Source organism: Actinoplanes rectilineatus (assembly GCF_000962825.1).
GTDB classification, from domain to species: Bacteria; Actinomycetota; Actinomycetes; order Mycobacteriales; family Micromonosporaceae; genus Actinoplanes; species Actinoplanes rectilineatus.
In genome coordinates this window covers 1-21,696 of record NZ_JZKF01000024.1, presented here as the reverse complement: position 1 = coordinate 21,696, position 21,696 = coordinate 1, and the positions used below count along the sequence as shown (strand labels likewise).

Genomic DNA, 21,696 nt, shown 5'->3' with positions numbered 1-21,696 from the left:
CGGCCTAGTCTGGGCACATGCCGGTCCCGGACACGCAACGGTTCTCGCCCGAGCCCGCCAAGGACAGTGGGTACGGGCGGACCCCGTACCAGCGCGACCGGGCCAGAGTGCTGCACTCGGCCGGGTTCCGCCGGCTGGCCGCCAAGACCCAGGTGCACACCGCCGGGTCGGACGACTTCCTGCGGACCCGGCTCACGCACTCCCTCGAGGTCGCGCAGATCTCCCGGGAGATGGGCGCCCGGCTGGGGTGCGACCCGGACGTGGTGGACGTCGCCGGCCTGGCCCACGACATCGGGCATCCCCCGTTCGGGCATAACGGCGAGGCGGCCCTGGACCGGGTGGCCGAGCCGTGCGGCGGGTTCGAGGGGAACGCGCAGACACTGCGGGTGCTCACCCGCCTGGAGGCCAAGGTGCCCGGCGCCGGTCTCAACCTGACCCGGGCCACCCTCGACGCGTGCTCCAAGTACCCGTGGTTCCGCAAACCGGGGAGCCGCAAGTTCGGCGTCTACCCGGACGACCGGCCGGTCTTCGAGTGGCTCCGCGACGGCCGCGACGACGAGCGGAAATGCCTGGAGGCCCAGGTGATGGACTGGGCGGACGACGTCGCCTACTCGGTGCACGACGTGGAGGACGGCGTGCACGGCCGGTTCATCGACCTGCGCCGGCTGCTGGACGACCCGGTGGAGCGGGCCGCGCTCTGCGCCGACGTCGCCACCAGCTACTCCGAGGAGACCCCGGACGAGCTGGGCGCCTCGCTCGAGCTGCTGCTCGCCGACCCGGCCGTGATCGGTGCCGCCGGCCACGACGGGAGCTACGACGCGCAGGTGGCCCTCAAACGGATGACCAGCGTGCTGACCGGGCGGTTCGTCTCGTCGGCGGTCGGCGCCACGCACAGCCGGTACGGCACCGACCCGGTCCGCCGGTACGAGGCCGACCTGATCGTGCCGTGGACCGCCCGCAACCAGTGCGCCCTGCTCAAGGGGATGGCCCTGCGGTACGTGATGCGGGCGCGCGCCGCGGAGGAGTGGTACGAGCGCCAGCAGAGCATCCTGGTCGAGTTGGTGGCGGCGCTCACGCGTACCCCGGAGGCTCTCGATCCGCTCTTCGGCCCGCAGCATGCCGCCGCGGCCGACGAGGCCGCGGCCCTGCGGGTGGTGATCGATCAGGTGGCGTCGCTCACCGACCACGCGGCCGTCGCCTGGCATCGATCCCTGGTGGCGACGCGTCACTGAGTCGCGGGCCACCCTGCTGGCGGCGCGCCCCCGCGGGGAGGCAGGATGTATGCCGTGGCGGGCAGGGTCAAGGACGAGGACATCGCACTGGTCCGGGACCGGACCTCGATTGCGGACGTGATCAGCGAGACGGTGACGCTGCGGTCGGCGGGAGGCGGCAACCTGAAGGGCCTGTGTCCCTTCCACGACGAGAAGACGCCGTCGTTCAACGTCTCACCGGCCCGCGGGGTGTACTTCTGCCACGGCTGCGGCCAGGGCGGTGACGCGATCAAGTTCCTGATGGACGCGGAGCACCTGTCGTTCATCGAGTCGGTCGAGCGGCTGGCCGGCAAGGCCGGCATCGTGCTGCGCTACGACACCGAGACCGGCGGCCCGGCCACCCCGCGCCCGCAGGTCGGCCAGCGTCAGCGTCTGCTGGCCGCGCACACCGCGGCCCTGGAGTTCTACCGCGACCAGCTGGGTTCGCCGGGTGCCCGCAAGGCGCGGGAGTTCCTCGCCGAGCGCGGGTTCGGCCGGGACTCCGCCGAGAAGTACGGCTGCGGGTTCGCCCCGGACTCCTGGGACGCGCTCACCAAGCATCTGCGGCTGCAGGGCTTCACCAGCGACGAGCTGACCACCGCCGGGCTGTCCAAGGCGGCCCGGTCCGGTTCGCTGATCGACCGGTTCCGCCGCCGGCTGCTCTGGCCGATCAAGGACCTGGGCGGCGACGTGATCGGGTTCGGCGCACGCAAGCTGTTCGACGACGACGACGGCCCGAAATACCTGAACACGCCCGAGACGCCGATCTACAAGAAGTCGCACGTGCTCTACGGCATCGACCACGCGAAACGGGAGATCGCCAAGCGGGGCCGGGCGGTGATCGTCGAGGGCTACACCGACGTGATGGCCTGTCACGAGGCGGGCGAGCCGACCGCGGTGGCCACCTGCGGCACGGCCTTCGGCGTCGACCACATCCAGGTGCTGCGCCGGCTGCTGATGGACAGCGACAGCTTCACCGGCGAGATCATCTACACGTTCGACGGCGACGCGGCCGGGCAGAAGGCGGCGCTGCGGGCCTTCGAGGAGGACCAGCGGTTCGTCGGGCGCACCTTCATCGCGGTCTCGCCGGACAACATGGACCCCTGCGAGCTGCGCCTGGCCAAGGGTGATCTGGCCGTGGTCGACATGATCGCCAGCCGGGAGCCGCTGGTCGACTTCGCGTTGCGCCAGACCATCGCCCGTTTCGACCTGGACACCGTCGAGGGGCGGGTCGAGGCGATGCGCCGGGCGGCCCCGCTGGTTGCCAAGATCAAAGACCGGGAGAAGCGCCCGGAGTACGCCCGCAAGCTCGCCGACGACCTCGGCATGGACCTGGAACCCGTGCAGCGTGCCGTGCGGGCGGCCCAGTCCGGGGCTGCGGCGGCCGGCGACTCCCGGCCGGTTCCGGTGCACAGCACCCAGCTCCTGGTCGAGCGGGAGGCGCTGAAACTCGCCCTGCAGTACCCGGGGCTGGCCGGCGCGATGTTCGACACCTCGGAGCCCGACGACTTCAGCGACGAGATCCTCCGGTCGATCCGGATCGCCATCGCCTCCGTCGGCGGGACCACCTCGGCGAACACCGGCGCCACCTGGATCGAGGCGGTCCGGGAGGCGGCCGGGGACCTCGGGGCCAAGGCACTGGTGGGGGAGTTGTCGGTCGAACCGGTCCGGGTGGACCGCGAGGCCGACCCGTCGTACGTGTCGCAGCAGATCGCCAAACTCCAGATCCCCCGCGTCCTGTCCCGGATCCGGGACATCAAATCGAAGATCCAGCGGATGAACCCCGTCAAGAACCGGGACGAGTACTTCGCGCTCGCGGGGGAGCTGTTCCCCCTGGAGCAGCACGCGAAGGCGCTCCGGCAGGCGGCGTTCACCTACGACTCGGTGAACGGGTAGGTGGTTGCCGGTGTTCGGGTTCCTCCGTCGGCGTGCCGCTCTTCCAGGTGCGCTCAAACCGTCGCTGGAGCCCGAGGAACGGATCCTCGCCTGGTCCGCGGTCGAGGAGGCCGCCCTCGTGGTCACCAACCGGGGGATCTGGCTGCCCGGTGCGGACGCCCGGCTGGGCTGGCACGAGATCCACAAGGTGGCCTGGTCCGGTCGCGAACTGCGGATCACGCCGGCCGAGGTGACCGGCGAACGCAACGGCTACACGGTGCTGTCCGACGGCCCGGTGGTGTCCTACCTCCTGCTCGAACCCGGTGAGGTGCCCGACCAGGTCCGCACCCGGGTCACCCGGTCGGTGGCGTACACGTCGCATCACGGCCTGCCGCAGGGCGGGGTGCGGGTGGTCGGCCGCCGGGTCAGCGGGCGCGACGGCCTGAGCTGGGCGGTGCGCTACGACGAGGGCACCCCGTCCGACCGCCCGGAGATCGCCGACGCCACCGACGCGGTGGTCACCGTGGCCCGCACCTCGGCGGCGGCGCCCGGTCGTTGAGAAAATGTGTCGCACCCCCTCCGTAGGGTCAGGGGGTGACTTCACTCATCCACGCGCGCGGGCTGGTCAAACGGTTCGACGGATTCACCGCGGTCGCCGGCATCGACGTCGACGTGCAGGCCGGTGAGGCGTTCGGTTTCCTCGGGCCCAACGGTGCCGGCAAGAGCTCCACCATGCGCATGATCGGGTGTGTCTCACCACCGACCGAGGGCACGCTGGAGATCCTCGGCCTCGACCCGCGGCGTGACGGCCCGGCCATCCGGGCCCGGCTGGGCGTCTGCCCGCAGACCGACAACCTCGACCCCGAGCTCACCGTCCGGGAAAACCTGACCACCTACGCCCGGTTCTTCGGCATCCCGCGCCGCACGGCCCGCGCCCGTGCCGACGAGCTGCTGGAGTTCGTGCAGCTCACCGAGCGCGCCGACGCCCGGGTCGAGCCGCTCTCCGGCGGCATGAAACGGCGGGTCACCATCGCCCGCGCGCTGGTCAACGAGCCCGACATCGTGCTGCTCGACGAGCCCACCACCGGCCTCGACCCGCAGGCCCGCCACCTGGTCTGGGAGCGGCTGTTCCGGCTCAAGAAGCAGGGCGTCACGCTGGTGCTGACCACCCACTACATGGACGAGGCCGAGCAGCTGTGCGACCGGCTCGTGGTGATGGACGGTGGCCGGATCGCCGCCGAGGGCTCGCCCCGCGACCTGATCGAGCGCTACTCCACCCGTGAGGTGGTGGAGCTGCGGTTCGCCACCGAGGACCAGAGCGCCTACGCGGACAAGCTCGACGGCATCGCCGAGCGCGTCGAGGTGCTGCCCGACCGGGTGCTGCTCTACACCGACGACGGCGACGCGGCGCTCGCCGAGGCGCAGGGCCGCGCTCTGGCCCCGGCCAGCGCCCTGGTCCGCCGCAGCAGCCTGGAGGACGTGTTCCTGCACCTCACCGGCCGGACCCTGGTGGACTGAGATGACCTCCTCCGGCTACGTCCTGGAATACCACCTGGTCAACTACCGGCGCACCTGGCGCGGCAGTGTGCTCTCCAGCCTGGTGCTGCCACTGCTCACCGTGCTCGGTTTCGGTCTCGGCGTCGGCGCCTACGTGAACGGCGGCGTCGACGGCGTCGCGTACCTCGACTGGATCGTCCCCGGCCTGATCGCCTCGACCGCGGTGCAGACCGCCCTCGGCGAGGCCACCTGGCCGGTCCTGAGCTACTTCGAGTGGAACAAGATGTACTTCGCGCAGGCCTCCGCACCGCTGCGGGTCACCGACATCCTCGGCGGCCACCTGGCCTTCATGGCGTTCCGGGTGCTGACCGCGGTCGCGGCGTTCCTGCTGATCGCGGCGGCGTTCGGCACGCTGCACTCACCCTGGGCCCTGGCGGTGCCGCCGCTCGCGGTGCTGGCCGGCCTGGCGGTCGCCGCGCCGGTCACCGCCTACTCCGCCTTCGTGACCACCGACAGCTACCTGGCGATCCTGTTCCGGTTCGCGGTGCTGCCGATGTCGCTGTTCTCCGGGGTGTTCTTCCCGGTCGAGTCCCTGCCGGTGGCCCTGCAGTGGGTGGCCTACGCCCTGCCGCTCTGGCACGCGGTCGACCTGAGCCGGGCCGCGACACTGGGCCTCGACCCGGGGTCCGGTGCGCTCTTCCAGGTGCTCTACCTGCTGCTCTGGTGCGTGGGCGGCTGGCTCCTGGCGTCCTGGCGGTTCCGCGCACGGCTGGTGGTCTGACATGGTTCTGACGGCGATGCTTCCCCGCCTGCTGACGCCCGGATCGGCCCGGCGGTCCGCCTCGGTGACCGCCCGCAACATCACCGCCCTCAAGCCGGCGTACTGGTTGGTCATGCTCGGCGGCTTCCTCGAACCGGTGCTCTACCTCTTCTCGATCGGCGTGGGTGTCGGCGCGCTGATCGGCGACATCACGCTGCCCGGCGGCCAGGTGGTCGACTACGCGGTGTTCGTCGCGCCGGCCATGCTCGCCGCATCGGCGATGAGCGGCGCCCTCTCCGAGACCACCTTCAACTTCTTCGGCAAGATGAAGTACTGGCGGCTCTACGAGGGGGTCCTCGCCACCCCGGTGCGACCGGTCGAGATCGCGATGGGCGAGCTGACCTGGGCGATGATGCGTGGCAACGTCTACTCCGCCGCCTTCCTGGCGATCATGGTGGCGATGGGCCTGACGACCCCGCTGCGGGCGCTCGCGGCCTTCCCGGCGACGATCCTGGTCGGTTTCGCGTTCGGCGCCCTCGGCATGGCCGTGTCGACGACACTGCGCGGCTGGCAGGACTTCGACGTGATCAATGTCGGACAGTTTGCGCTCTTCCTCTTCTCCGGGACGTTCGTGCCGGCCACCGCGTACCCGGTGGTGCTGCGCTGGCTGGTCGAGGTCACCCCGCTCTACCGGGCGGTCGACCTGATCCGTGGGGTGACCACCGGGACGGCGGGCGCCGGCCAGGCGGTCGACGTCGTCTACCTGCTGGCCCTGCTCGCCGCCGGCCTGGCGATCACCGGCCGCCGGATGGAACGCCAACTCTGCCGGTGACCCGCCCGGCCCGGGGGTGCCCATCCACACCGGCGCCCCCGCCCGGGTGGTCCCGCGATTAGTGACCTCTCCCAGCGGGCAACACCCTGACAGGCTGTTTCCGCACGTCCCCGCGGAGATCACGGCCCGATCCACCGGGAGAGAAGAGCAGCGATGAGACTTCACCACAAGGCCGACGAGAAAGCCGATCCGGTGTCCTCGGAGGGGTCTGCTGCGGCCCGGCGTCGCGGTGAGACCGATTTCGATCTCGCAGCGGCGGCCACCACCCGCACCGGCGACGAACCCCGCGCCGACAACCTGAACGGCCCCGGCCCGGACGCCGGCCCGGACCGCCCGAGCCAGCTGCGCCTGCGGGGCGTGTGGGCCGCGGTACGCCGCACGTTCAAACAGTTCGACGAGGACAACATCTCCGACTGGGCCGCCGCCCTCACCTACTACGGCGTGCTGTCGATCTTTCCGGCTGTCGTGGTGCTGGTCTCCCTGCTCGGCCTCCTCGGCGCCGACGGGCAGCAGTCGGTCCGCGACGCCGTCGACCAGATCGCCCCCAACCAGCAGCAACTCCGCGAACTGGTGGACACCGTCCTCGGCCAGGTGCAGAACCAGAACAGCGCCGGCCTCGCCGCGATCGCCGGTCTGTTCGTCGCCTTCTGGTCGGCGTCCGGCTACATCGGCGCGTTCATGCGCGCGTCGAACGCCGTCTACGACGTCCCCGAGGGCCGCCCGATCTGGAAGACCCTGCCGATCCGCGTCGGCGTCACCGCCGCCGTCGGCGTGATGCTGGTCGCCTCCGCCGCCATCGTCATCTTCACCGGAGACCTGGCCCGCGTCGTCGGCGAGAAGATCGGCCTGGGCGGCGTCGCCGTCACCACCTGGAACATCGCCAAGTGGCCGGTTTTGATAGTGCTGGTCAGCCTGATGTTCGCGATCCTCTACTGGGCCTCGCCGAACGCGAAGACCGGCGGTTTCCGCTGGATCAGCCCCGGCGGCATCTTCGCCGTGTTCCTGTGGGTGGCGGCCTCCGGAGCCTTCGCGATCTACTTGGCGAACTTCGCCGACTACAACAAGACCTACGGCACACTGGGCGGCGTCATCGCCTTCCTGGTCTGGCTCTGGATCTCCAACATGGCCATCCTGCTCGGCGCCGAACTCGACGCCGAACTCGAACGCGGCCGCGCCATCGCCGCCGGCCACCCCGCCGACGACGAGCCCTTCCTGGAACTGCGCGACACCCGAAAGCTCAAAAAAGGCAGCGATCACGGCCTGAGCCAGAACTGACCCGTCGAGGCTGGGGGCAGACCCGCAAACCCCTTTCCCGGGTACGCGTCGAAACTCCCCAGCCACCACACCTCCCGTAGCTCCCCAGGTCTGTCCGACTCCAGCCGCTCCGCTACTCGACCCACTCCCACCGGTCGCCGGGCGTCTTGTCGCTCTGTTCCAGCTGGCCACTCGGGGTTGCCGCGTCCCGTTGCTCGGTCCACGAATCGAAGAGGGCGGGTGTCAGGGTCCAGCGGTCCGGTGACCGAGGGCGGGGCGCCCGTGCCGGCGTGGCGCCCACCTCCAGCACGCTCACCGCACCCGATCGCATGATCGGGTGCGCCCACCGGCGTTTTCCGGCGGGTGACCGGTGGGTGACCGTTCCCAAGGCCTTGATCGGGTGCGGTGGTTGCCCTCTGGGGTGGTGAATGCACCCGATCACGTTGGCGGGTGCGTTGACCGGCTCTCTCGGGCGGTGCCCGCACCCGGCCACGTGATCGGGTGCGCCCACCGGCTTTTTCCGGTGGGTGAGCGTTCCCAATGTCTTGATCGGGTGCGGTGGCCGTCCTTTGGAACGGTGGCTGCACCCGGTCGTGTGATCGGGTGCGGTGGCCGTCCTTTGGAACGGTGGCTGCACCCGGTCGCGTGATCGGGTGCGGGCGCCGACCTTTTGCGGCGGGCGAGCGCACCCAGGGTCTTGACCGGGTGCGCTCACCCGCCTCTGCGATGGCGAGCGCACCCAATGTCTTGATCGGGTGCAGCGGCTGTCGTTCGGGGTGCTGGTTGCACCCAGTCGCATGATCGGGTGCGCCCACCGGCGTTTCCCGGCGGGCGACCGCTCCCGATGTCTTGATCGGGAGCGGCGACTGCCCTTCAGGGAGGTGAGCGCACCCGATCACCTCGGCGGGTTCGGTCACCGGTTCCTTGGTGGTGGTCAGAACACCCGGTCACGCCGGCGGGTTCGGCCACTGATCCCTTCGTGCTGGTCAGCGTCCCCGATCATGTCGGCGGGTTCGGTCACGGGTTCTTCGGGGAGGTCAGCGCACCCGATCATGCTGGCGGGTTCGTCTGCCGGTCCGTTGGGGGAGGTAGGCGCACCCGACAGCGTGATCGGGTGCGCTCACTGGTTTTGCGGGTGCGCTTACCGGCTTTTGCGGGTGCGCTTACCGGCCTTGCGGTGCGGTCTCCGGATCGTGAACGGCTGTCAGGGCGCTGATGGAGTCGGTTCGGGGCTCTACCGCGGCTGGCTGTTGAGAGACAGCACCGGTTGCACCTTGCGCCGGCCGGCTCGCAGTGGGTGTGTGCGGATGCGCGAGGCGTTTGTCCCGTGCATCCGCACAGTCATGCCTCGGCACGCGACAGACGCACGGGCAGGGGAACATTGCATGTCCGTTTGTGCAAAATATGAACACGCCGACTGTCCGACAACGGTCTCATTCGGCTGGCCCCCAGGCGCTACTCGCTGGTCACCACCCCCTGTTATGTCGACAGAACTCGATGTATGCGACCGCTTTGGATCATGTTGTGGCCGGTCATCGCGTCGCACGGTGGGTGCGCCGGTGATCCGTCTCACGACGCACGCTCGTACCCGAGGATAGGTATTCCACGAAAGGAGGCGGCGATGGCACCCCGGGGTCAAGACGGCGGCCGATCAAGGGCGGGCACTGACATGGTCCATACTGGAAGCGTCAGCATGTGCGGATGCACGTGCACCTGCACGGGTGACCTCGTCCGGGGAGGAAATTGATGCGCCTGCGACATCCCTCCGGCCGAATCGTGCACCTCGGCTGCGGACTCAGCCTAGACCAGGCGGACTCACTGTCCGCCGCCGTCGAAGGGCTGGATGCCGTCACTCCGGCACTTCGATCCCGATGCGGTAGCGGCACCCTGGGAGTCGCCCTCAGGCTGTCCTACCCTCTCGCCGCCGTCCTCGTCGCCGACGGGCGCGCCAGAACCCGACTCCGTGCCGAACTTGATGCCCGAGGCCTCGAGGTGGTCACGTTGAGCGGAGGGCCCGACGCCGAGGACGGCGGCGAGAACACCCCCGGCGACTGGAGCGAGGCGGCCCGGCTGCGTCACACCCTCGAACTGGCCCGCATCCTGGTCGACCTGCTCCCCGCCGAGGAGGTCCGCGGTGCGATAGCGACCTGCGGGCTGGGCCTGCGCGAGGGCTGGGACGAGACCAAGGAGAAAGCCGTCGCCCGCAACCTGGGCCGGTTCTCCGGTGGTCTCGCCGACCTGGCCTGGCGGGTCGGGCGCGCGGTCCGCGCCGGATTCCAGCCCGGACCCGGCCGGGTGCTGGACAGTCCGGAGGAGACGGTCGCCGCGCTCACCCGCATCGACAAGGATCGCCTCGGCGTCTGCCTCGACCTGACCACCACGATCCGCGACTGGCCCGACCCGCAGGCCGGCATCGACCGGATGACCGACGCCGGGTTGTCCGTGATAACCGCCCTGATAACCGACCCGGCCGTCGCCTGGCAGCCGGTGCTGCGTCATCTGCTGGCCGCCGACACCGCCCGCACCGAGTACGTCATCGTCGAGACGTCCGCCGACCCCGGGCAGTCCGCCGGTGACCTGGCGTTCGTGCTGGACGAGATGACCGCCCTCGGCCTGGTCCGCGAACAGGAGCCCTGCACCGCTCCCTGAGCGGGCGCCGCCCGACGACGGGACCCGCCCGCGTGGAGGGATCCCAGCTCACGAGCCATGGGTGTGTTCTCCGCCCGGGCCCGGTCCCGGTTCCGCATGTCATGATCTGCGACCTGAAGATCGACGCGGACGTGGGCGCCATGCCGGAAGAACTAGTCCACCGTCCGTGGGGTCGAAACTGACGGAGAATCCCCATGTCGGACGGTCCTGACACCCCGAGAGCTCGGATTCGGCTGACCATCAGCGCCCAGTCGACGATGCTAGGTGGCAGCCTCCACCAGCGGCGGCATGCGCGCCAAGGACGTCTGTCACGCTCTGGGCATCGGCACCGAACCCAACAACACCGAGGGCATCGCGCCAAACTGAAACGTCTGGTCAACCGGCAAATTAACCGGTGCCAGGTCCGACGTTCAATCGGTGTCGGATGAGGTGGAGATAACCATCCGTCGACATGTCCAGGCATCTCCCGGAGGAGACGTTCTGAATCTGGTAACCGCCGGTGCCCGCCACGATCTCGGTGACCACCCACATCTGGTTCGCGGTGAGAGGCTGGTTGCGATCCCAGATCTGGACCGGGCCGCGATTGTCTCTTCCAGGGCGGATCAACGGTATGGATCCAGGTCGCTACATTGCGGGTTTCGATCTTCTTCTACATCGGAGATGCATGAGACCGCTTTCTCTTCTCGCCGCCCTGCTCGCCGCGGCGGTCCTGCTGCCCGCGGCGCCGGCCCAGGCCGCGGACACGGCAGCCGCGCCCCTGCGGGTGATGCCGCTGGGTGACTCGATCACCCGGGGTACCGGCAGCGATCCGATCTACGGCTACCGGAACCGCCTGTGGAACCTGGTGAGCCAGCAGGACCAGTACACGATCGACTACGTCGGATCCGTGACCAGCGACGCCGCGATGGCCGACATGGATCACGAAGGACACCGCGGCTGGACCACCGTCCAGCTGCGCGCCGAGATCGACGCTTGGATGGACGCCCAGCAGCCGGACGTCGTACTGCTGCATGCCGGCATCAACGACCTGAACCGGGAGGGCGTCTCCGGGGAGACCGCGGTGAACCGGCTGGACGATCTGGTGAATCGGATCATCTTCAACCGGCCGAGCGTCACCATCGTGCTGAGCGGTCTGATCCCGGTGAGCACCGGCCTGCAGGACAAGGTCGCCGTGGTCAACGCCGGGGCGCGGACCATCGCTGCGAAGGAGGTGGCCGAGGGCAACAAGGTCCGGTACGTGGACATGCCGCTCACCGCTTCGCAGATGGCCGACGACCTACACCCCAACAACAGTGGGTACGTCACGATGGCCGACGCGTACTTCGGCGCCCTGTCGAAGGTGGTCGCGGACGGCTGGGCGCGCGGGCCGTACGACAGCTTCAACGGTGACGCCCGGGCTGACCTGGTGGTGCACACCGGCACCGACCTGACGGTTCGCAAGGGGGTGTCGACCGGAGGTTTCGACGCCGGTAGCAGCGTGTCCTCCGGTTGGGGCCGGTATCACGGCCTCGACGTGACCGACGGTCTCGGCCGGCTCCACTACGCCGATTTCGACGGTGACAGCCGCACCGACCTGATCGTGCACGACGGTTCGGACATCTACGTACGTCTCAACACGGGCACCGGTTTCGACGGCGGGCGGCTCGTGTCGTCGGGGTGGGGCCGGTACCACGGTCTGCAGGTCAGCAATGGTCTTGGCCGGTTGTATTTCGCCGACTACGACGGTGACGGCCGCGATGACCTGATCGTGCACGACGGCTCCGACGTCACCGTGCGTCTCAACACGGGTACCGGCGGTTTCGACAGTGGACGCCTCGTGACCACCGGGTATGGCCGGTACCACGGTCTGCAGGTCAGCAACGGTTTGGGCCGACTGTACTTTGCCGACTACGACGGTGACGGCCGCGATGACCTGATCGTGCATGACGGGACCGACGTCACCGTGCGTCTCAACACGGGCACTGGCGGTTTCGACAGTGGACGCCTCGTGACCACCGGGTATGGCCGGTACCACGGTCTGCAGGTCAGTAACGGTCTGGGCCGGTTGTATTTCGCCGACTACAACGGCGACGGCCGCGACGACCTGGTCATCCACGACGGGACCAACGTGGACGTACGCCTGACCAAGGCCGGCGGCGGTTTTGAGGCCGTCCGGACCGTGACCACCGGTTACGGCCGCTACCACGGCTTGCAGCTCACCGACGGTCTCGGCCGCTTGTACTTCGCCTGACCGGGCGACTGAGCAGCCCAAGCAGCAGACCCGGTCGGTGAACATCCAGCATGAAACCGACCGGGTCGAGCCCTGCGTCAGTCCGGAGTTTGCCGGAACTGGTGGGTCTGTCTCCGCGAGCCCGACAGCAGAATCAGTCGAGCCGGGCCCGGTCGAAACGGTCGATCAGGCTCGGCTCGCGGGCATGCCGCTCCCGCAGCCGGGCCATCTGCTCCGCGAAAGTGAAGACACCCGCGCAGGATAGAGAACCGCCTCCGGTCGCTTCGCCAGCAGCCGTCGACAGCCAATCACACGGTGCCGAACTCGTACCGACGTCCAGCGACTGACCCGACCCGTCGCGGTGAGCGTTCGTGCCGACCCAGCCGTTGGCGGCCGGCATCGCTACCTCAGATCGCAGGTGACCGCGGCCGCTCGGCACCATCAGGTCCGGTGGCACGCACCGCCCGGAAACCCGAATCGTCACCGTTGTGGAAGAAGATCCGCCCTTCAAGGGCGCCGTCATCAGCGACCGCGGCCCAGCCCCGTCCGCTGACCTCGTCACCCTCGTCGCTGCCCTCCCAAGTGAACTCGACACCAGCCCGGCCTGACGGCGTCGCCGCCCGACAGTCCATCCATCCGTCGACGGCGATGAACTGAATCCGTCCATGGAGATCCGAGCCGAACTCGATGAAGGCCGGCCCCACCAGATCGAAGGCGTCGGCGTCCCACAGTTCCATCTCCACGATCCGCCACCAGCCGACGAAACCCATGGGCGCACCGGCAACCGGATGCTTCGCCATCACCGGTCGCCGCTCGGGAAGCCGATCCGGAGACTCACCGCGTACCGATCGCAAGGAACCTACTCATCGACCACACCTCACTTGCGACGCCCGGCGGGAGGGCGCCGCGCTGAGCCGTTCTCGTGCGCCGCCTTCAGTGAACGTTACGCAACCCACTACCGCTGGGTACACGCTGGTTCCCGAACCCGAACGGCCGCTTCAGCCTGCTCGACCAGGTCGAGCATGGCCGACGTCACGGGCCGTGGGTACAGAATCTCGATCTCGGCACCCTGGCGACGACCGGCGTCTTCCGTACCCGTGAACTCCCACCGGGGTCCGGCGGTCACGTTCGACGCCTCGCACCTTCAGCGGTCAGCGCCGGGGAGGAGCGCACCGGCTTCGATACCGACATCGAAACCGGTGCGTCACCCGGTCGGGGGTCAGGGTTTGTGGACTTTGTCGACCTTGATGGTGAGCAGGACGCGCTGCTGAGGGCCGCCGCCGAAGCCCGGGTACGGGCGGCCGATGTACTTCTGGGACAGCTCGTCGATGTTCTCCCGGGCGCCCTCGGTCGTGGCGTTCACGACGCTGCCGCGTAGAGCCCAGGACCGTGACGGCGCGGCCGGGTCGGCGATCCCGATGGCGATGCGCGGGTCGCGCGCGATGTTGCGGGTCTTCTGATGGGTGTCGACCGTGTTGATGAGCACGTGCTCGCCGTCGGTGGTGGCCCAGGTCTGGGAGATCTGCGGTGACCCGTCGGGCATGAGTGTGGTCACGAAGCAGATTGCCTTGGCGTTGAGGACCTCGAGCAGGTCGTCGGGCAGAGCCATGATGGGCGGACCTTCAATTCTTCGGATCGTTGTAAAGGTGATCGATGATCACTTCGTCCGGCGGGTCACCGGAGAGATCGGCATGGCGCAGGCCCGCGAGGGCGATCCGGAGCGCACGCCGCCACATCTGTGGGGCGGAGGTGCGGGAGGCGTCCATGACTCCACCCACCATCACGTGCGCAGCGGCGAAGTCGGCGGGGGTCGCTCCGGCCGGCAGTTGACCCGTGCGGACCGCGCGAGCGATCAGGCCGGCCACGAGCGGGGTCATCCGCTCGTGCGCGCGCCGCACCAGGGCGGTGGCCTGGTTCCGGCTGCGCAACAGCTCTCCGAGACCCCTGCTCTTCGCCTCGATCTCGAGTTGCCGCTCGAGGAACCAGGTGAGCCCAGCCCATGCGTCGTCGTACCGTGCGGCCTGCTCAGCCAACTCGATCACCGTATCGATGTGCTCGCTGAACAGGGCGTCCAGTAGGTCCTGCCGTTGTGGGAAGCGCCGGTAGACGGTGCCCATCCCGGTGCCGGCGGCCCGGGCGATGTCCTCGTAGGAAACGTCCAGACCGGCAGAAGCCATCAGGTCGTACGCCGTGCGCAGCAGCAGCTGACGGTTGCGTTCGGCATCGCGACGCAGGGGAGGGTCTGATGCGGCCACGTACCAGACCCTATATAACTGGAAGAATTTTTCCAAGTTGAATTTTTCTTCCAGTTATTGCCTACTATGACGACCCCGACCACCGGACAGCTGGGAACACCTGATGACAGCCCGCCACATGGACCTCGTGGAGCCGTACCCGATCTCGGTTCCCGAGGATGAACTGCAAGACCTGCTGCACCGCCTCGCCGCCACCCGGTGGCCGGACCGCGAAACCGTCCCGGACGCCGGCCAAGGCCCCCAGTCGGAGCGCATCCGCGCCCTCTGTGACCACTGGGCCACCGGCTACGACTGGAGACGCGCCGAGCGGGACATCAACAGCTTCGGCTCATCCCGTACGGTGCTCGACGGGACCGCCGTCCACTTCCTGCACGTGCGTTCGGCTGAACCCGGGGCGGTACCGCTGCTGCTGTGCCACGGCTGGCCCGGCTCGATCCTGGAGTTCCGGCACCTGATCGGGCCGCTGACCGATCCGGTCGCCCACGGCGGCAACGCCGAGGACGCCTTCCACCTCGTGATCCCCTCCATGCCGGGCTTCGGGTTCTCCGGCAAACCCACCACGACAGGCTGGAACATCTCGCGAGTCGCCGACGCGTGGATCACCCTCATGCAGCGGCTGGGCTACGACGACTGGTTCGCCCAGGGCGGCGACTGGGGCGCAGCCGTCGTCGAGCAGATCACCCGCACGGCGCCGGAGAGGTGCCGGGGAGCGCATTTCAACCTCCCGCTGGTGTTCCCCACCCCGCAGGAGATGAGCGAGGCGACGGGAGAGGAACAACAGATGATGGCGCGCGCTCAGCGCTACCAGACCGAACTCGACGGGTACGCCCGCGAGCAGGCGACCCGGCCCCAGACGGTCGGCTACTCCCTCGCGGACTCACCGGCCGGACTCGCCGCCTGGATCTACACGCTCTTCCAAGACGTGACCGACAACGACGGCAACCCGGAGGACGTCATCGACCGCGACGAGATCCTCGACGACATCATGCTCTACTGGCTGCCCAATGCCGCCGCATCCTCCGCCCGGCTGTACTGGGAGGAGAGGCAGAGCAGCGCCAGGCACGCCGGATCCTGGGCACCCAACCCCGTTCCCGCGGGGTTCAGCATCTTTCCCGGCGAGGCCGTCCAGGCATCCCGGCGCTGGATCGAGCGACGCTACGAGACGGTGCTGCACTACGCCCGACTCGAACGCGGCGGACACTTCGCCGCCCTCGAGCAGCCTGGCGTCCTCGCCGACCAGATCCGGACAACCTTCCGGTCGATACGGCCGTCCTGACCGGCCCGTGGAACCGCTCTGCATCACCCGAGCGGAAGGCGGCCCCCGCCATGATCAGTCATCGCGCCGACCTGGCGGCGGTCCTATAGCAGTGCATTCACCGGGTCGGGTAGCGCTGGAGACGCGGGCGTCGTCACCGACGATCACGACCGTGCGGCCGGTCTCATGGACGGCGAAAAGCATGTCTTCGGCGCCGGCGAGGGGCGCTCCCGGCGACAGCGGTGATCTCCGCATCGCGGAACGCGACGGTCACCTCACAGGTGAAGCGGTCGATCTCCAGCATGTGGACCCTGCCCCAGGCGTACTCGCCAGCGGTTCGTCTGGAGCGACCACCGTGACGCGAGGTCTGTGGGCGACGGAGCACGTCCATGGTCAAGCCGGGGTGAGATCGAGTTGGTCGAGGAGGAAGTCATCGGGGTGGATGGCCGCGATGTCGTAGGGCTTGAGGGCCGGCTCGGGGAAGTCGCTGAGGTTGAAGGTAACGATGACTTCGGCATTGGCGCGTACGGCGGCAGCCAGAATGTGCCGGTCCTTCGGATGGTTCGGCATACCGTCGACAAGTGACTCATAGCCAGCGACCAGGGCGTCGGGGAATGACCGGCTCATCTGGCCGAGCCGCCGATCGACCCGATCCGGTGGTAGCCCACGCTTGGTGAGGTTGCGACGTAGTTCGGCGAAGACGTCGGCCGACCAGAGTGGCCGGTATGCGGAGGCTTCGGCGAGGCGAAGCAGGGTGTCGCACAGGTATGCCGGGTAGAGCACGCAGGTGTCAAGGAACGCGGGAAACGCCACCATGACCGGCTGTCACCTCGACGGCGGGGAGTCGAGGGTGATCTCGTACAGGTCGTCGTCCTCGGCGTCGGCTGCCATCTGGTCCAGGGCTCGGCGGCGTTCAGTGCGGGTGCGTTCAAAGTAGTCGAGGATGTCACGCAGCAGAACTCGCCGATGCCGGCCGCGCAGGCTGTGCGGAATCTCGCCGTCGGTCAGCAGGCGGACCAGCGTAGGTCGTGAGATGTTGAGCAGGTCAGCGGCCTCTTGGGTGGTCAGCATCGTGTTATGCGGGGCGATCGAAATGGCCATCCCCTGCGACAGGGCACCGACGACGTCACGTAGCAGTTCATAGAGTTCGGCGGGGATGTCGAGCTGCGAACCGTCCGGGCCCGCCAGCTTCGCTCGGGCGGGGGCCTCGATGACGGCACTCCCGTGCTGGCCGACTGGGACAGCGCTTCCACCGGACCTCGCATGTGGGACATCGCCACGGTGGCGGTGCACTGCCGCCGGTTCGGCAGCCACGACTTCGGCGACTTCGTCACCGCGTACGGACGCGACCCTCGCGATGGGGACCACTTCGAGGATCTCTGTCTGCTCCGTGAGCTCCAGATGATCGCCACCAACGCCCGCAAGTCAGCGCCCGGCAGCCCCGCCGCGACCGAGGTTCACCACCGTATTGCTGGTCTCCGCGAAGACCTACAGGAACTGACCGCCTGGAGCATTCTGTAGGGGCCCGCTCCGTGGTCCAGCGAAGGACTCAACCCGGACGTGTCATGGCAGCGAGTTCGCGGTCCGGGCTGACGTTGCGGCTGTACAACGGGCGGAAGGGCGTTCTCGACAGGCGCAGCGACAGATCGAGGTGACTCGGCTCGTCGCCGTGATTGCGATGGGCTTTGGCGAGGCTGACGTAGTCGTTCATGACGCCGACGATGCTCCGGCTGGCGGTCGTGGCGAGGCGGCGGTCGTCCATCTGCCGTACCTCGTTCTCGATAAAGCTGATCGGTACTCCGTGCGCGTCCAGAACCGTAGCGACTGCCGTAGCAATTCTGGTCGGCCAGCCGGCGGCGGGCGTCAGCGGTGTCAGGATCGGCAGAAGCGTTGTCTCGCTGACGAGCAGAGCCACTCGTGGCCGCCACGGCAGCACCGTGGCGTACCACGGGCCAAGCTCAGTCGTGTCCTCGTAGGCCGGCTCGATGTCTGGCGGGCCTACGAGATCGAGCAGTTTCCTAGTCGCTCGCACGATAAGCACCCTGCCATCCTGCCCCACGCAGTACGTCGACCACCTCACCGGCCTGATCACCTGCCCACGCTGCAAGAACAAGTACATCGGAACCTCAGCGAAAGGCCGCACCGCAGCTACCACTACTACACCTGCTACTCCCGCAGCCGATACGGCGCCCACGGCTGCACCAGTCCCCGCCTCGACGCCCCCGCCATGGACGAAGCCGTCCTCCAAGCCCGGCACGACTTCTACCGCGACGCCGACACCCTCATCGCCACCGCGATCAACCAGGCGCGAGCCCACCACCGCGACACCAACGCCGACCGGCACGCCGAACTCGACGCCATCGAAGCCGCCATCACCGCCAAGACCACGGCACGCGACAAATACCGGACCGCGTTCGAGAACGGCACCATGGACGAGGAAGACACCGGCCCGCGCCTCCGCGAACTCCGCACCGAGATCGAAGCCCTCAAGGTCCGTCCTGACGAGATCACCGACCTGATCAGCGACGAACCCGTCGCACCGTCGCCCAGCACCCTCGCGAAGACCCGAGCCCGCCTCGAACATGTGATCACCAACGGCGAGTCAGCCGAGCGCAAGGCCATCATCGAAGAACTGATCGCCGAGATCCGCATCATCGGCGAGGAGATCATCCCGGTATTCCGGCTGCCCCGCTACGTCCACCGGCGACGGCAACGAACCGGATCCGGTTCGCGCAATGCCAAACCTGGTGGGGCGGGCGGGACTCGAACCCGCGACCGAGGGATTATGAGATCAACAAGCAGTGTCGACCTACCGGCACAAACACTCGCTGAGCTGTGAAAACACCTGCCAAGACCTTACAACGTTCCGCTACTCTTGCGGACGTAGTGCGGACCGTTTGCGGACTACTTGACCTTGGTTGAGCCATGTCCTCGGTCCGCTCGCCTACAGCGTACGGGCGCTGAGCGATCGTCCTGGCCTTCGGCGACTCCCGGCCTTGCCGGACCCTGCTAGCTCTGCGACGAGCCGCAGGACTCGACAGCGATGGAGAGGGCCGAAGACGATGCTAGCGAGCATCTACGGTGATCCGGTGACTGCGACGCGACGCCTCTACAGCTTCGATCAGCTCGGCAACTCCGACCTTGTCCTCGACGCCGAGTATCAGGGAGGTACCGCGGGCCATACCGGCGACGACCCACTCCAGCGGCTGCTGCCCGTCGGCAACCAGGGCGGGTTCCGCTACAAGGGCTCGCCGACACGCGAAGGCGTCAAACTCGTCGTCCTCTATACCTCGGGCGAGAACCCGGACTGGCCTGACGTTCTCGACGAGAAGACCGGGTTGTTCACCTACTACGGCGACAACCGCTCACCGGGGCACCTACTGCATGAGACTCCCCGGTCCGGCAACGTCATCCTTCGCGACACTTTCGCCGCGGCGCACTCCGACGACGTTGCTCGGCAACAAGTTCCACCCTTCTTGCTCTTCGCGAAGGCCAACACCCGTGGCCGCAACGTCGTGTTCCGCGGGCTACTCGCCCCGGGCGGCGACACCATGGCGTCCGATGACGACCTCCAGGCCATCTGGCGCAGTACCGGCGGGCAGCGCTTTCAGAACTACCGTGCCTCCTTCACCGTTCTGGACATTCCAGTCATCACCCGCGAGTGGATCGATCAGATCCTGGCTGGGCAGCCTCTCGGCAGTGCCTGTCCACCAGCATGGGCGGAGTGGGTGCACGGCCGGGCGTACCGCACCCTCGTCGCTCCGTCAACGAAGGTCGTCCGGAGCCATGCAGAGCAGATGCCGGCGGACGCCACCGGGCAACAGATTCTCAGCACCATTCATCAGCACTTTGTCGGCCGCTGGACTGACTTCGAAGCCTGCGCTGTCGACCTCTGGCGCATGATGGCACCGAATACCGGTGTCACAGCAGTCACGCGAGCCAGCCGGGACTTCGGACGCGACGCCATCGGCATCTACCAGCTCGGCCCGGAGGCCGACCGTATCTCACTCGACTTCGTGCTAGAGGCGAAGTGCTATGGACCGGACAACTCCGTCAAGGTCAAGGAGACCTCCCGGCTCATCTCGCGAATTCGGAACCGCATGTTCGGCGTGCTCGTCACCACGTCATACGTCCACTACCAGGCATACAGCGAAGTCCGGGAGGACCAGCACCCCATCGTCATCATCTGCGGCCGCGACATCGTCGACATCCTCCGGCAGAAGGGCTACACCACCCCAGAGGCGGTAGCAGCCTGGCTCGACTCAGCGTTTCCTCCGCCGACCGTAAGCTGACTCTTCTCCGCTGCCACCGGTAGACCACGCAGATTTCCCCAGATCCATCATTCGAGGGCAAGCCGCGAAGCGGTGCGGCAGCCACTTGACCGGGACCAGTGGCAACCCATTCACGCAAGCCCAGGCCTCGGGCAGAAATCTTGCTTTCAGCACGCATCACCCGGTGCGCCAAGCCTGACTCAGGATCTATGACTACGTTCGTCGCCCGTTCGCCGCTCAAATGCAACGGGCCGAGCGCTGGTCGTGGGTCCTGTTCGGCTGTTGACGCGAACTTCTCACTGTTACACGGACGGGATCAGCTAAGCGGGCAGCCTCAAGCTACCTACTCGGCTGATCTCTCTGGCCGACCCTTGATCAGCAGCGCATCTGATGTTTCCCTGTAGGCGACGACGCGAGATGCGTCGCGACAAGCCAAAGTGCAGGCGCCGATCTGCACAGAGGCAGGGAGTGCCCAGAACGTGTTCCAGCAGAGCTGGAGCCAGAGGCCAGACCAGATGTCGCGATCGGCAATCTCGGGCCGCTCACGCCGCCGACGGGCCAGAGATCCGTCCAAAGCGAGAGCGAGAGCTGGTAGGCGTCCCAGCTCCCGCGTGTTGTGCCCGCGGGAGAGGGTCTCCCGCGTAGTCAGCGGGACCTTCGGAGGACCCTCATGACCAGCACAATCAATACTTCGCTCCCATCGCCGGTCCAGGTCATCGGTGAGCGAACGGAAATGCCCCGTCCGCTTCGCCGTCTTCCTGACCTTCCGCCGCCCGGAGTCATTCGAGACCTTCGCGCAGCCGTCAAGAAGGCTTTCGGTATGAGCGACCGCGCGGCCGGCGCGATGTCAACGATCTGGGTTCACCCGGACGCGATCCTGCCTCAGATCAGCCAGCCTCGACGCATGCGGATTCCTGGTGGCCACCTGCTTTACATCGACGGCCTGGCCTGGACGCCCCGGCTCATGGCAGACCCGCTCAACCCGCGTAACGCCGACCAGAACTACTACCCACTAGCTGGTGGGGAAGCAATCAGTCACGATGAAAGTCTTATCTCCAGCGCCGAATCGCTGCAGGGCGAGCTGGCGATGACTGCGTCTTCCCCCCGAGAGCTCCTCCATGCCCTCGAAGAGGCGATGAAGAAGACTCGCAAGAGCAACAGTCCAAACCCGCCCATCCGGGACCAGGGCATTATGGATGCGCCGCTCGGCGTCATGACTGTGCTCAGCTTCGACGACGGCTCGCAAGACATCGCCGTTCCGCTTGTCCGTGAGGGCTCCAGCCGGACGAGCTGGGCTCACTTCGAGCTCGGTCTGAGTCCTGAACACACTGTCCTCCGGATGCCGGCTGGCGCCAAAGCTATGACGGAGTTCATCGCTGAGATCAATGCCATTGTGGACAGGCCTGCCTCTGAACTGAACGAGAACGACCGTGCGCGTGTCCGCTGTGCGACGACAAACTTCCAGCTCTTTGTCGGATTCGAGCCGGACAGCGGAACGTGTCAAGATTTTTGAGGCGGGTTGATCACGGATTCTTTGAGTGAATCTGCTGGTCAGCCTGGTTCTCTGCGGGCGGGTTGATCCATGCCGC

General features: G+C 67.8%; 23 protein-coding genes and 1 pseudogene. 15 read left to right on the top strand and 9 right to left on the bottom strand.

Going from position 1 to position 21,696, the window contains the following annotated elements:
• Positions 1-17 precede the first annotated feature (17 nt).
• The 7 genes from WH85_RS19480 (at position 18) to WH85_RS19450 (ending at position 7,489) form a co-directional block, all read left to right on the top strand.
• Complete coding sequence (locus WH85_RS19480; protein WP_045743343.1) at positions 18-1,232, top strand: deoxyguanosinetriphosphate triphosphohydrolase; 1,215 nt, start codon at positions 18-20, stop codon at positions 1,230-1,232.
• Positions 1,233-1,277: 45 nt separating this feature from the next.
• Positions 1,278-3,146: a DNA primase gene (gene dnaG / locus WH85_RS19475; protein ID WP_045743342.1), complete on the top strand. Its 1,869-nt coding sequence runs from the start codon at positions 1,278-1,280 to the stop codon at positions 3,144-3,146.
• A gap of 10 nt (positions 3,147-3,156) precedes the next feature.
• The gene (locus WH85_RS19470; protein WP_045743341.1) at positions 3,157-3,684 is read left to right on the top strand and encodes a molybdopterin-binding protein; all 528 of its coding nucleotides are present in this window, start codon (positions 3,157-3,159) and stop codon (positions 3,682-3,684) included.
• 35 nt (positions 3,685-3,719) lie between these two features.
• Positions 3,720-4,643, top strand: a complete 924-nt coding sequence (locus WH85_RS19465) for an ABC transporter ATP-binding protein (RefSeq protein WP_045743340.1) — start codon at positions 3,720-3,722, stop codon at positions 4,641-4,643.
• Between the two features lies 1 nt (position 4,644).
• Positions 4,645-5,403 carry an ABC transporter permease gene (locus WH85_RS19460; protein WP_045743339.1) on the top strand — a complete coding sequence of 253 codons (759 nt, stop codon included), beginning with the start codon at positions 4,645-4,647 and terminating at the stop codon, positions 5,401-5,403.
• Position 5,404: 1 nt separating this feature from the next.
• Positions 5,405-6,214: an ABC transporter permease gene (locus WH85_RS19455; RefSeq protein WP_045743338.1), complete on the top strand. Its 810-nt coding sequence runs from the start codon at positions 5,405-5,407 to the stop codon at positions 6,212-6,214.
• 153 nt (positions 6,215-6,367) lie between these two features.
• Entirely contained in the window at positions 6,368-7,489 is a 1,122-nt protein-coding gene (locus WH85_RS19450; protein ID WP_045743337.1) for a YihY/virulence factor BrkB family protein, read from the top strand.
• Positions 7,490-7,601: 112 nt separating this feature from the next.
• On the opposite strand, the gene WH85_RS19445 is transcribed toward WH85_RS19450, so the two are convergent.
• Positions 7,602-7,784, bottom strand: coding sequence for a hypothetical protein (locus WH85_RS19445; protein WP_045743336.1), 183 nt, complete (start codon positions 7,782-7,784; stop codon positions 7,602-7,604).
• A 1,685-nt stretch (positions 7,785-9,469) separates the two neighbouring features.
• Between WH85_RS19445 and WH85_RS19440 the strand changes: the two genes are divergently transcribed.
• Positions 9,470-10,117, top strand: coding sequence for an apurinic/apyrimidinic endonuclease family protein (locus WH85_RS19440; protein WP_245674009.1), 648 nt, complete (start codon positions 9,470-9,472; stop codon positions 10,115-10,117).
• Between the two features lie 387 nt (positions 10,118-10,504).
• On the opposite strand, the gene WH85_RS54135 is transcribed toward WH85_RS19440, so the two are convergent.
• The gene (locus tag WH85_RS54135) at positions 10,505-10,648 is read right to left on the bottom strand and encodes a hypothetical protein (RefSeq protein WP_353050962.1); all 144 of its coding nucleotides are present in this window, start codon (positions 10,646-10,648) and stop codon (positions 10,505-10,507) included.
• A 133-nt stretch (positions 10,649-10,781) separates the two neighbouring features.
• On the opposite strand from WH85_RS54135, the gene WH85_RS19435 reads away from it, so the two are divergent.
• Positions 10,782-12,347 (top strand): FG-GAP-like repeat-containing protein, encoded by a 1,566-nt coding sequence (locus WH85_RS19435; RefSeq protein ID WP_045743334.1) that lies wholly within the window; start codon positions 10,782-10,784, stop codon positions 12,345-12,347.
• A gap of 133 nt (positions 12,348-12,480) precedes the next feature.
• Here the strand turns inward: WH85_RS19435 and WH85_RS19430 are convergent, their stop codons facing one another.
• The 4 genes from WH85_RS19430 to WH85_RS19415 all read right to left on the bottom strand — a co-directional run bounded on the left by WH85_RS19430 (position 12,481) and on the right by WH85_RS19415 (position 14,617).
• Complete coding sequence (locus tag WH85_RS19430; protein WP_045743333.1) at positions 12,481-12,726, bottom strand: hypothetical protein; 246 nt, start codon at positions 12,724-12,726, stop codon at positions 12,481-12,483.
• Between the two features lie 7 nt (positions 12,727-12,733).
• Entirely contained in the window at positions 12,734-13,063 is a 330-nt protein-coding gene (locus tag WH85_RS19425) for a hypothetical protein (RefSeq protein WP_045743429.1), read from the bottom strand.
• A gap of 482 nt (positions 13,064-13,545) precedes the next feature.
• A complete protein-coding gene (locus WH85_RS19420) occupies positions 13,546-13,935 on the bottom strand; it encodes a TIGR03618 family F420-dependent PPOX class oxidoreductase (RefSeq protein ID WP_045743332.1) in 390 nt (129 codons plus the stop codon).
• Between the two features lie 13 nt (positions 13,936-13,948).
• A complete protein-coding gene (locus WH85_RS19415) occupies positions 13,949-14,617 on the bottom strand; it encodes a TetR/AcrR family transcriptional regulator (protein ID WP_245674008.1) in 669 nt (222 codons plus the stop codon).
• A 67-nt stretch (positions 14,618-14,684) separates the two neighbouring features.
• Between WH85_RS19415 and WH85_RS19410 the strand changes: the two genes are divergently transcribed.
• A complete protein-coding gene (locus WH85_RS19410; RefSeq protein ID WP_045743330.1) occupies positions 14,685-15,857 on the top strand; it encodes an epoxide hydrolase family protein in 1,173 nt (390 codons plus the stop codon).
• A 372-nt stretch (positions 15,858-16,229) separates the two neighbouring features.
• Here WH85_RS19410 and WH85_RS19405 read toward each other — a convergent pair whose 3' ends face one another.
• Together WH85_RS19405 and WH85_RS53020 are read right to left on the bottom strand one after the other, a co-directional pair.
• Positions 16,230-16,652: a PIN domain-containing protein gene (locus WH85_RS19405; RefSeq protein WP_245674007.1), complete on the bottom strand. Its 423-nt coding sequence runs from the start codon at positions 16,650-16,652 to the stop codon at positions 16,230-16,232.
• Positions 16,653-16,661: 9 nt separating this feature from the next.
• Complete coding sequence (locus WH85_RS53020) at positions 16,662-16,907, bottom strand: helix-turn-helix domain-containing protein (RefSeq protein ID WP_245674006.1); 246 nt, start codon at positions 16,905-16,907, stop codon at positions 16,662-16,664.
• A 192-nt stretch (positions 16,908-17,099) separates the two neighbouring features.
• On the opposite strand from WH85_RS53020, the gene WH85_RS19395 reads away from it, so the two are divergent.
• Positions 17,100-17,357, top strand: coding sequence for a hypothetical protein (locus WH85_RS19395; RefSeq protein WP_245674005.1), 258 nt, complete (start codon positions 17,100-17,102; stop codon positions 17,355-17,357).
• 28 nt (positions 17,358-17,385) lie between these two features.
• Here the strand turns inward: WH85_RS19395 and WH85_RS19390 are convergent, their stop codons facing one another.
• Complete coding sequence (locus WH85_RS19390) at positions 17,386-17,877, bottom strand: DUF6933 domain-containing protein (protein ID WP_045743426.1); 492 nt, start codon at positions 17,875-17,877, stop codon at positions 17,386-17,388.
• Here WH85_RS19390 and WH85_RS54000 point away from each other — a divergent pair.
• From WH85_RS54000 to WH85_RS19375, 4 genes and pseudogenes are all read left to right on the top strand, one after another.
• Positions 17,842-18,036 (top strand): annotated as a pseudogene (locus WH85_RS54000) (hypothetical protein); the annotation flags it as partial. The gene WH85_RS19390 and the pseudogene WH85_RS54000 sit on opposite strands and share 36 nt — an antisense overlap.
• A 27-nt stretch (positions 18,037-18,063) precedes the next feature.
• Complete coding sequence (locus WH85_RS19385; RefSeq protein ID WP_052720545.1) at positions 18,064-18,675, top strand: hypothetical protein; 612 nt, start codon at positions 18,064-18,066, stop codon at positions 18,673-18,675.
• A gap of 250 nt (positions 18,676-18,925) precedes the next feature.
• The gene (locus tag WH85_RS19380) at positions 18,926-20,128 is read left to right on the top strand and encodes a restriction endonuclease (RefSeq protein WP_211275397.1); all 1,203 of its coding nucleotides are present in this window, start codon (positions 18,926-18,928) and stop codon (positions 20,126-20,128) included.
• Between the two features lie 649 nt (positions 20,129-20,777).
• The gene (locus WH85_RS19375) at positions 20,778-21,620 is read left to right on the top strand and encodes a hypothetical protein (protein ID WP_169792466.1); all 843 of its coding nucleotides are present in this window, start codon (positions 20,778-20,780) and stop codon (positions 21,618-21,620) included.
• Positions 21,621-21,696 lie beyond the last annotated feature (76 nt).

Excerpts from the sequence above, each read along its gene's own strand:
- WH85_RS19480 (WP_045743343.1), top strand. The coding sequence starts at position 18 with ATGCCGGTCCCGGACACGCAACGGTTCTCGCCCGAGCCCGCCAAGGAC.
- dnaG (WP_045743342.1), top strand. The coding sequence starts at position 1,278 with ATGTATGCCGTGGCGGGCAGGGTCAAGGACGAGGACATCGCACTGGTC.
- WH85_RS19460 (WP_045743339.1), top strand. The coding sequence starts at position 4,645 with ATGACCTCCTCCGGCTACGTCCTGGAATACCACCTGGTCAACTACCGG.
- WH85_RS19455 (WP_045743338.1), top strand. The coding sequence starts at position 5,405 with ATGGTTCTGACGGCGATGCTTCCCCGCCTGCTGACGCCCGGATCGGCC.
- WH85_RS19450 (WP_045743337.1), top strand. The coding sequence starts at position 6,368 with ATGAGACTTCACCACAAGGCCGACGAGAAAGCCGATCCGGTGTCCTCG.
- WH85_RS54135 (WP_353050962.1), bottom strand. The coding sequence starts at position 10,648 with ATGTGGGTGGTCACCGAGATCGTGGCGGGCACCGGCGGTTACCAGATT.
- WH85_RS19435 (WP_045743334.1), top strand. The coding sequence starts at position 10,782 with ATGAGACCGCTTTCTCTTCTCGCCGCCCTGCTCGCCGCGGCGGTCCTG.
- WH85_RS19430 (WP_045743333.1), bottom strand. The coding sequence starts at position 12,726 with ATGCCGGCCGCCAACGGCTGGGTCGGCACGAACGCTCACCGCGACGGG.
- WH85_RS19425 (WP_045743429.1), bottom strand. The coding sequence starts at position 13,063 with ATGGAACTGTGGGACGCCGACGCCTTCGATCTGGTGGGGCCGGCCTTC.
- WH85_RS19420 (WP_045743332.1), bottom strand. The coding sequence starts at position 13,935 with ATGGCTCTGCCCGACGACCTGCTCGAGGTCCTCAACGCCAAGGCAATC.
- WH85_RS19410 (WP_045743330.1), top strand. The coding sequence starts at position 14,685 with ATGACAGCCCGCCACATGGACCTCGTGGAGCCGTACCCGATCTCGGTT.
- WH85_RS19405 (WP_245674007.1), bottom strand. The coding sequence starts at position 16,652 with ATGGTGGCGTTTCCCGCGTTCCTTGACACCTGCGTGCTCTACCCGGCA.
- WH85_RS53020 (WP_245674006.1), bottom strand. The coding sequence starts at position 16,907 with ATGCTGACCACCCAAGAGGCCGCTGACCTGCTCAACATCTCACGACCT.
- WH85_RS19395 (WP_245674005.1), top strand. The coding sequence starts at position 17,100 with ATGTGGGACATCGCCACGGTGGCGGTGCACTGCCGCCGGTTCGGCAGC.
- WH85_RS19385 (WP_052720545.1), top strand. The coding sequence starts at position 18,064 with ATGGACGAAGCCGTCCTCCAAGCCCGGCACGACTTCTACCGCGACGCC.
- WH85_RS19375 (WP_169792466.1), top strand. The coding sequence starts at position 20,778 with ATGACCAGCACAATCAATACTTCGCTCCCATCGCCGGTCCAGGTCATC.